At 54.1% G+C, this 9,534-nt stretch carries 9 protein-coding genes and 1 pseudogene; 9 read left to right on the top strand and 1 reads right to left on the bottom strand.

Annotation, left to right across the window (positions count from 1 at the left end; genetic code table 11):
• Nucleotides 1-106, top strand: a pseudogene (locus tag BGO64_RS12915) (type VI secretion system tube protein Hcp); the annotation flags it as partial.
• A gap of 62 nt (nt 107-168) precedes the next feature.
• Here BGO64_RS12915 and BGO64_RS12910 read toward each other — a convergent pair.
• On the bottom strand, nt 169-414 hold the full coding sequence (locus tag BGO64_RS12910; RefSeq protein ID WP_286700783.1) for a hypothetical protein: 246 nt from the start codon (nt 412-414) through the stop codon (nt 169-171).
• Nucleotides 415-459: 45 nt separating this feature from the next.
• On the opposite strand from BGO64_RS12910, the gene BGO64_RS12905 reads away from it, so the two are divergent.
• The 8 genes from BGO64_RS12905 to BGO64_RS12870 all read left to right on the top strand — a co-directional run.
• Entirely contained in the window at nt 460-2,505 is a 2,046-nt protein-coding gene (locus BGO64_RS12905; protein ID WP_286700782.1) for a type VI secretion system Vgr family protein, read from the top strand.
• Nucleotides 2,505-3,374, top strand: a complete 870-nt coding sequence (locus BGO64_RS12900) for a DUF4123 domain-containing protein (RefSeq protein ID WP_286700781.1) — start codon at nt 2,505-2,507, stop codon at nt 3,372-3,374. Before BGO64_RS12905 ends, BGO64_RS12900 begins: the two co-directional genes overlap by 1 nt.
• Nucleotides 3,371-6,541, top strand: coding sequence for a toxin VasX (locus BGO64_RS12895; RefSeq protein WP_286700780.1), 3,171 nt, complete (start codon nt 3,371-3,373; stop codon nt 6,539-6,541). Before BGO64_RS12900 ends, BGO64_RS12895 begins: the two co-directional genes overlap by 4 nt.
• Nucleotides 6,541-7,335, top strand: coding sequence for an immunity protein TsiV2 protein (locus BGO64_RS12890; protein WP_286700779.1), 795 nt, complete (start codon nt 6,541-6,543; stop codon nt 7,333-7,335). The genes BGO64_RS12895 and BGO64_RS12890 overlap by 1 nt, the downstream gene beginning before the upstream one ends.
• Before the next feature lie 388 nt (nt 7,336-7,723).
• Nucleotides 7,724-7,855: a hypothetical protein gene (locus tag BGO64_RS12885; RefSeq protein WP_268843431.1), complete on the top strand. Its 132-nt coding sequence runs from the start codon at nt 7,724-7,726 to the stop codon at nt 7,853-7,855.
• 64 nt (nt 7,856-7,919) lie between these two features.
• Nucleotides 7,920-8,651: an immunity protein TsiV2 protein gene (locus BGO64_RS12880; protein ID WP_286700778.1), complete on the top strand. Its 732-nt coding sequence runs from the start codon at nt 7,920-7,922 to the stop codon at nt 8,649-8,651.
• Between the two features lie 60 nt (nt 8,652-8,711).
• Entirely contained in the window at nt 8,712-8,939 is a 228-nt protein-coding gene (locus tag BGO64_RS12875; RefSeq protein ID WP_202044251.1) for a hypothetical protein, read from the top strand.
• 38 nt (nt 8,940-8,977) lie between these two features.
• Nucleotides 8,978-9,534: immunity protein TsiV2 protein (locus BGO64_RS12870; protein WP_286700777.1), on the top strand; the 557-nt coding region annotated here is incomplete at its 3' end.

Below are 9,534 nucleotides of genomic sequence, written 5' to 3'. Positions count from 1 at the left end.
CACCCAGCTGATCCAGGTCTCCATGGCCTACCGCAAGATCGACTGGGAGCACACCGTTGCCGGTACCTCTGGTGCGGATGACTGGCGCGCGCCGATCGAGGCCTGATCACCGATTTATTGATTGCCGTTGTTCCTTGTAGTGCACCCCAGGGCCTGATGACTGCCGTGTCAGCCGTCACCAGACCCGTGCAAGCTTTCTCCGACCCATTCAACCGGATGTGGTCGGAGCTTTTGTGTTTTGCCATCCGGCTGCATGGCGGCTGGATGGCAAAACACAACGAAGGCCGGTCGCACCATCTCCCACGATTGCCTTGTCAGATGAAAGCGGCGCTTCTCAGTTTGCACCGTGCCTTCCCTCGCGATGCTGATGGCGATGGTGACCCATCTTGCGACGCGCCTGATCTCAGACGTCATCCGTGCAGCTCCCGGGGCTGCGAACTGGCAGGTTAAGGAGCCCTCATGGCAGACAGCACAGGATTACAATTTACCGTCAAGGTGGGGGCCCTGCCCGAGAGCACCTTTGTGGTGGCCGAATTTGCGCTGGATGAAGCGCTCAACCGGCCGTTCAACCTGCGCCTTGAGCTGGCCAGTGCCCAGCCCGACATCGACGTTGGCGCCGTGCTGGACCAGCCCTGCGAGCTGCTGGTCTGGTACAACGGCGAGCCGCAGCGCCGGGTGTGCGGGGTGGTCAGTGATTTTGCACAGGGTGACAGCGGCTTTCGCCGCACCCGCTATCAGCTCATGGTGCAGCCGGCCCTGTGGCGGCTGTCACTTCACCACAACTCCCGCATCTTCCAGGCACAAAAGCCCGATGAAATCCTCAGCATTCTTTTGCAAGAGCACGGCATCACCGATTACGCCTTTGCCCTGAAAAACGAGCACGCCAAGCGGGAATACTGCGTTCAGTACCGGGAAACCGACCTCGACTTTGTGAACCGCCTCGCCGCCGAAGAGGGGATGTTCTACTTCCACGAGTTTGAAGCGGGCAAGCATCGCATCGTCTTTGCCGACGACGCAGCCGCATTGACTCAAGGCCCCGAGCTCTTCTTCAACCTCGGCAATCGTTCCCTTGAGCAAGGCCCCTATGTGCGGCAGTTCCACTATCGGGAGGCGGTGCGCCCGTCGGATGTGGAGCTCAAGGACTACAGCTTCAAGACCCCGGCTTATGGCCTCTCCCACAAAAAGGTGGGGGCGGAGCTGACCCACCAGCGCGACACCTACCAGCACTTCGACTATCCGGGTCGCTACAAAGCGGACCAGAGCGGCAAGGCGTTTGCCCAGCACCGGCTGGATGCGCTGCGCAATGACGCAGTGGCGGGCCAGGCTAAGTCCAACTGCGCCGCCTTGCAGCCGGGGCAGAGCTTCTCGCTCACTGAACATCCCAACGGTAGCCTCAACACCGACTGGCAAATCGTGCGTATCCAGCACACCGGCTTGCAGCCACAGGCGCTGGAAGAGGAGGGGGGCAGCGGCCCCACCGTCTACCACAACGAGTTCGGGGTGGTGAAAGCCAGCACCACCTGGCGGGCGCGTATCGGCAGCCCCGAGGCACCCCACAAGCCCATGGTGGATGGCCCCCAGATTGCTATCGTGGTGGGCCCCGAGGGAGAGGAAATTTACTGCGACGAGCACGGCCGGGTGAAACTGCAATTCCCGTGGGACAGATATGGCAGCTCCAACGACCAGAGTTCCTGCTGGGTGCGAGTCTCGCAAGGCTGGGCCGGGGGGCAGTACGGCATGATGGCCATCCCGCGCATCGGCCATGAGGTCATCGTGAGCTTTTTGGAAGGGGACCCCGACCAGCCCATCGTGACCGGTCGCACCTATCACGCCACCAATCGGCCGCCCTACGAGTTGCCTGCCAACAAGACCCGCACCGTGCTGCGCACCGAAACTCACCAGGGTGAGGGCTTTAACGAGCTGCGCTTTGAAGACCAGGCGGGCAAGGAAGAGATTTACATCCACGGTCAGAAAGACCTGAACGTGCTTATCGAGAACGATGCCACCTGGCACATCAAGCACGACGAACACAGGGACATCGACAATGAGCGGGTGACCCGCATCAAGGCCAATGATCACCTCACTGTGAACGGTGAAAAACGGGATCACATCAAGGCCGACTATTCCCTGACCGTGGATGCCAGCCTGCACCAGAAGCTCGGCCAATCCCTGCTGGTGGAAGCGGGAAGCGAGGTACACCACAAGGCGGGCATGAAGATCGTAATGGAGGCGGGTGCCGAGCTGACCCTCAAGGTGGGGGGGAGTTTTGTCAAAATCGACCCGAGCGGTGTCACCCTCTCGGGCGGCTCCATCAAGATGAACTCAGGCGGCAGCCCGGGGTCTGGCTCTGGCTGGGGTGGCCAGATGCCGATCCAGCCCGGAGCGGTTGAGGTGGTGGCGCCACCGCCTCCCATGGACCCCGCACGTCAGATTGCGACGCTCAAGTCTGCCGAACCTGTGTGCGAGATCTGTGAGCAACTGGCCAGACAGGAGGGTGGTGGCTGATGGCCATGGCTTTCGTCGCAGAGCGTCCCGACATCGAGCTGAACAGCGGTGAGCAACTCTATCTGTTGCTCGATGGGGCGCGCATTCCCGCGCTGGAGCGCGCGTTGTTCGAGCAGGACCCATCGCCTTCCTATCAGCCTGTTTACCTTCACGCCCCCTGGGACAGCTTGCGAGAAGTGAGCCCCTGTCTGGTCTGTGCAACGCCCAATTTGCTGGATTGGTTTATGCAAAACCGCGATGCATCATGGGGTTACCTGTTATCGTCCCCTCTTTCTCTGTTGCCGTTGGCCGAGCGACTGCGTGGGTTTATCGAGGTGGAGAGTCCCTATGGCAGCAGGATTTTGCTCAAGCTGGCCATGCCGGAGACTATGTGGCGGCTGTTTATGGATGATGAACCCTGGCTCTGGCAGGGGGTGGCTCAAGTCTGGATCCCGACCCGGCAGGGGGAGGAGCTGGTGTGGCAGCACAAGGTTGCCGCGCCTGGAATGGGGTCCCCCATGGGGGATCGCCTGCGACTTTCCGATGCGCAGTGGCGCCGTCTGGGAGAGGTGAGCTGGTTGCACACCCTCGATGGGATAAGAGCGCACATGCACACCTGGTTTGGGGCTCGCATGCTGACGCTGCCAGAACCCATGGCCTGGATTGCCTATTGGGCTGATTACGCCTATGCCCAGGGATTCGAGAGCGAGCGGGATCTGCTGCTGTTTTTCAATGTGATGGGGTATCTCGGCAGTGACTGGTTTGATGAAGATGAGCATCCCCGGATCAAGGCGTTGATTACCCAGCGTTCGCCCCAGACCCCTTCGCAACGTATCGAGCAGGCCGCCGAGCTTGCTGCCGTATTGAGCAACAAGGATCAAGACGCATGAGTACGCCCAATCAAGCCGCCCAGTGTGCAAACACGACCGACAGCAAGAGCCCGGCAGGAGTCTGTCCGCTCAAGAACAAGAAGATTGCCATCATCCCGGTGCGTTATGCCCTGGATGAGCCGTTCTCCCCGCCACAAAAGCAGTCTCACCCAGTCCCCGCCGGAGCAGGCTTTGTGGTGCCTCTCAAGTTGAAAGAGAGCGGTTATGCCTTGCGCCAACTGCGTGATGGCTGGCTCTATGTGTATGACGAAAAGACCAAGACATTTGATGAGTACGAGATAAAGGGAGCGACCTTCATCAGCCAGAGCAAGGGAAGCAAGGGGCATCTGCTCTACCCTGCGAGCCATACCCTCTCCCTCGCTTATTCTCCCCAGCGCTGGACGGGGCGCATCAAGCATGAGATGGAAAAGAGCGGCGGTTTGCGCACCACCTGGATGCGGCAGGTGAAACTGGGCAGTTTTGCCAGCACCATGAAGGCCCCTCATTGCGGTCTGCCAGATGTGCTCGACAAGGTTGCGGACCTGGGGATGTCCAACAAGGGATTTGTGCTCTCTTCTACCCCCCTTGCCAAGCCTGCCGAAGAGGACAAGCAGGGGATCAAGTTGCTGGCTCACAAACCTGCGAGTTCGCCGACTGCCTACAAGGCGGGCATACCGGATCCCAAGAGCGCCATGGTGGTCGCTCTGGAGGACCCGCTGGCCGACCTTGCCGACCTTTCCATGAAGGTCAATCAACTGCTCGCCAAGCGCGAAGCACTGCTGGGGAAAGATGATGCCACCATGAAGGTCAACAGCCACAAGCTGATGATGGCGGAGGTCACGCGCAACCTGGCCAGGGTGAGGCTCGACGAGAAGGAGTTGCCCGCCTCCGTCAGGGGAAATGTCGCCAGGACCCAGGCCTTTGAAGAGGCGCTGGATGATTATCTTGGGGATCGCTACCTCGCCGACATGGAGAGCATGACGGCAGAGCCCGGGATGGTGCGGTTCAACTCCCCCATGGAGAAACGGGCTGATGAGAAGCTGAAAATCTTGCGGGAACAATATGGTTTCAATCCATCCCAAAAACAGGTTTCCCAATGGAAAGAGCGCGCAGCTTTCCAGGATGAGGTCAACTGGAGCGGGCTCAATGCGTTTATCAAGCAGTACCAGGTGCCACTCAATGAGCTGGAGCTGGCCCTGACGCGGGCTCATGAAGACCTGTTCAACGGTGTGACCCGCCTCAAGGCCGATCCGCTGCCCTTTGGTCTGGACAACAGAACACCCAAGGGACAAGCCTATCTGCAGACCCTGTTTGCCGAGGCCGGGCCGGTTCTCTCTCTTAGCTGCCGCACGGAGGAGAGGAAGAAAGCGCTGGAGAAACTGCTGGGCGAAAAGAGCCGCGACAACTTGCTGGCGCTTGCCCCTTATGGCTTTGATGCCGCGTTGCACAAGGGACTGAGCGAGCTGACGGTAGACAATGCCTGGCTCAGTACCTCCTCTGGGGATATGACGGCCCTCTTTGGCAGAACGGCTGATCTGGAGACGTTACTGGGGGACGAGAGATTCAAGCAAAAGTCCTGGTTCCAGACGATCGAAGCCGTCATTGAAGCCATGAAAATGGCTGGAAAGTCCATGGCCAAGGGGGCTCACGCCCAGATCATGGCGGCCATCTTGCCCCATGCCTGGAAGAACAGCCTGGCGGGCAACCTCAGACTGGTACTGCTGGAATCCCTGCTCGGCGACCAGCCGCTGCAGGTCAACCGAGACTATCGGATGCTCCACAACCGCTTCCAGCAGAAGGTCTGGATCATAGTCAAGGAGATGTCGGCCATCAGCTCCCCCCCTCCCGGGCGCAGCACCACGGTGAAGGCCATCAACGGTCAGCTAAAAACCTTGCAGCAACAGCTTGATACCCTGATTGCCAGCGAAATGCCCCTGCTGGTGAAACTGAAAGGCGATCTCTACCAGCAACAAGCCAGACAATATGTTGGTGACTATCTGGCGAGCGTACGTAGCGGCGTGAATCAACGCATCACGGCCATGAACGAGAGAATTCCCAATCTGGCGACCTTTGGCGGGCTGGTTGCCCTGCTCAACCTCTGGAATCTGACAGTGGTCATCGCAGGGACGGCGCAAAACGCCCAGTCCATCGGCCGGGAACGGGCAAATATGCAGTTGGGCTCGGCCTTCGCCTGGACGGGTAATGCCATCGCCGCGCTCTATCAGGGGGCGGCATGGGATAAGCTAAAACCTCTAGTAATTAACGGTAAAACACTGACATCATTGCCTATTAGTGATGTGCTGGGAAGTGAGAGTGGAGCTTTGATTAAGTCATTCTCTATGCGGATGTTAGCTTTTGCTGGATTGGGAATGGTGGCTGCCGGGGCAGAGATGTGGGACACCTTCCAGGCCAGCAAGGATCCCCTGATAAGTGATATGGAAAAGACGCTCTTGCAGATGAAAGCAGGAGTATTGCTGGGGCAAGGAATCATCTTTGGCGCACAGCTCTTCTATCTGCTGGGGAATGGATTGGGTTTCTCATCAATCGCAGCGATCTTTGCGCCCTGGATGCTGGTTGGACTCTTTGTGCTAGGTGCCGCTTATCTGGTGTTGACCGTGCTGCTCAATATTTTTAAACGCTCGGATCTGGAGAAGTGGTTATTACAATCTACCTGGGGTAAGCAGCCTGCCAATTGGTCCTCGGAAGACGAACTGGCTCGCTTTGAAATGCTGGTCAATAAGCCTGGAGCTAGCCTGACTGTGGTTCGCTCCAGGCCTCAGGGCTGGATGGATACCGGTCGCCCCCAGTGGCAGTTGCAACTCTCGCTCCCCGCCCATTTGCGAGGACAAACAATAGGGTTAAATGTCACTTCTCAACCACTTGCCAGAGCTGGCCAGATGGTGCCGGTACGCTCCAAAGAGGATCTGGCGCGCTATCAGGCTGCGATGCAGCCAAAGACGCTGGAAACACAACGAGGCCGCTGGGATGACATGGTCTATACCCTACCTTTGGGTATCGCTACCAATAGTGCCATCAAGTTGGAACTGGGATATATGGGCGGTATGGTCCAGCGGGAAATTATCTTCAAGGGCAGCGGAAATAACAACGGCCCCATCACATTGGATACAAGTAGTGGTGAACTGGAAAAAATGCCGGCTTTGGTAGTTGGCAACCAAGGAAATAAATAATGAATAAGGTGAATGCAATGGCTGAGGTAAGTGAGCAGGAAACCCCTCTTCATCAACTATCGCAGGAAGAGCAGCATGAAATCAACACTAACAATCAGAAAAGAGTACGCGAGGCACCGACGATACATGAATGGGAAATAAGGGTTAGAGAGTCTTTTGTTCCTGTTTTTATATTTTTGTTGATCGGTGCACCTATACTTATCGGTGCGGGAATGTTATGGAATAGTTCATCCAATGGCTGGGTTTTTATTATAGTGGGGGTGATTATGTTCCCCTATTTTCGCTATTTGGTTATGGCTGATAAGCATTACCATTATCGGCTGACGACAGAAGGCTTAATCGTCACTTATCATGATGCCATTCCTGAAGTGGCCTACACCATAGTGCGTGGCTTGGCTTGGCTTGGGGTGGTGGTTTGCGTGATGGCTATGGCTGTATTGGGACCGTTAGCACTGGTTGGTGCAGGTGGCATGGCACTTTTTGCTGTTTTTTTTACTAACTTCGAAAAGAAAGTATCAGTTGAATACACGGTTTTTAATAAAGATAAAAAATATGTTGTGAAAGTTGTGAAAAATAGAAGCCTTATTCGCTTTGATATCATTCCATTCAGTTGGTTTGAGTTCTCTTATTTATATTGCAATGAAGGTGAACTATATAGGGTTTTATCAAGTTTAATGAAAGAACTTGGGTGTGATGAATATAGAGAGTTTAAAAGTGAATTATCTCTTCGCAGAGCTCCCGTTGGTGTATTGGATGTTGGCACGCCAAGAAGGCTGGATGAGATCAATAAGTAAATCCTTCGAGTAATACTTTTGTCAGATGTGACAGTTATAGAGAAATTATTGGTGTCAAAAAAGTGGTAATTTCAATCAACTCTGGTGCAATCAGTCTATCGTAGATGATCTGGTTCCTTTTGAAATGCTGGTCAATAAGCCAGGGGGCAGTTTGACTGTGGTACGCACCGCACCTTAGGGCTGGATGGACACAGGTCGTTCCTAGTGACAGTGGCAACTCTCACTCCCTGCGCACTTGCGAGGGCAGACCATAGGCCTGAAGGTCATCGGCCAGCCAATTGCGAGAGCTGGTCAGATGGTAGCGGTGCGCACCAAGGAGGAGCTGGCGCGCTATCAAGCTGCGATGCAACCCAAGATGATAGAGACGCTACGAGGGCGCTGAGATGACATGGTCTATTCCCTGCCGCTGGGAGTGGATACCAATTCGGCTATCAAACTGGAACTGGGCTATCTCGGGGGCATGATTCAGCGGGAGTTTATTTTCAAGGGCGCAGTAGCAGTAGCGGCCTTGTCACATTGAATAGCAGTAGCGGTGATCTGGGTACCATGCCCGCGTTGGTGGTCGGCAAGCAAGGGAATAAATAATGGATAAGGTAAACGAGGTAGTTGAAGCGTGCGAGCAGGAGACCCCTTTTCATCTGTTACCGCAGGAAGAACATCAGCGCATTCTCGATGCTAATCAGAAGAAAGTGCGTGAAGCCCCTACGCTACATGAGTGGAATATTAGGGTAGAAACACCTTTTGTTTGGCTAGTCATTTCAATCCCCGTTGGTATTATGATGTCTATTGGTATATGGCTAGTGTATAGCGATAATGATGCTGGTTGGGCTCCTATTATCATGGGGGCAATAGTTGCGGCCTTTACTCGTTACTTGTGGTTGGCAGATAAAAACTATCATTACCGGCTCACAACGGAAGGTGTTATCGTCACCTATCAGGATGCTATTCCAGAGGCAGCCTACACCATAGTGCGTGGCTTGGCTTGGCTTGGTGTGGTGGTTTGTGTGATGGCAGTGGCTGTATTGGGGCCATTAGCCCTGGTTGGTGCAGGTGGCATGGCGCTCTTTGCGGTGTTTTTCACTGACTTTAAGAGTGAAGTTTCAGAGCATGAAACCATGTTTAGAAAAGACTGGCCCTACACGCTTTCTATTTCTAATAGAAAGAAGGCACTGAGATTTGAATCCACCCCCTTTAAAGTCGCATATAGCGACAATTTATATTGTAAGTCTGAGGATTTTGAATGTGTTATTGAAATGATTAAGAATCAAATCAGGTGTGTCGATATAAAAAATATAAAAGGTCATCCAATTATTTGACTCTAATGTCTCGACTGCCATTGAGAAATAACTGTTATTGCTATTCACTAGGAGGCCAGTTTGTTCGGTGGACAAGCTGGCTTACTATCCGGTGATCTTCTTGAGCCTCAATACGGAAGTTTAGGTGGCATGGTCTATACCCTGCTGCTGGGGATTGATACCAATTCGGCTATCAAACTGGAGTTAGTTTATTTCGAGGGGATGATTCTGCGGGAGTATATTTTCAATGGTGGTAGTAGCAGTGGCGGTACTGTCATATTGAATAGTAGCAGCGGCGATCTGGGTTAAATGCCCGCGTTGGTGGTCGGTAAGTTGGGGAATAACTGATGGACAAGGTGAATGAGGCAATCGAGGTGAGCGAGCAGGAAATCCCTTTTCATCTGCTACCGCAGGAAGAGCAACAGCGCATTATCGATGCCAATCAGAAGAGAGTGCGTGAGGCACCGACTCTCCATGAATGGGATATCAGGGTTCCCACGCCATTAGCCTGGATTATCATTATGATAACGAGCCTCTTTTCGATACTATTTCTTGGGGGGGGGCTGTTATTGACTGCAGGTGAGGATTGGAGCGTTGTTTATATTATGTTGGGCGTTACTGCTGTAATGATACCTTATTTTCGTTATTTGGTGATGGCGGATAAAAATTACAAATACCGACTCACTACGGAAGGTCTAATTGTGACTTATCAGGATGCCATCCCGGAGATTGCATACACCGTAGTCCGTGGTCTTGCTTGGTTGGGTGTACTTGTATGTATTATGGCAGTAGCCATATTAGGGCCGCTATCCTTGGTCGGTGCTGGTGGTATGGCTCTTTTTGCAATTTTCTTCACTGATTTCAAAAAGGAAGAACATATAGAATATACATTGTTCAATAAAAA

The sequence above is a fragment of the Aeromonas sp. 62-46 genome (genome assembly GCF_001898585.1).
Classification (GTDB): Bacteria; Pseudomonadota; Gammaproteobacteria; order Enterobacterales; family Aeromonadaceae; genus Aeromonas; species Aeromonas caviae.
Note: the sequence above shows the minus strand (reverse complement) of the source record. Positions and strands in the feature narration are given on the sequence as shown.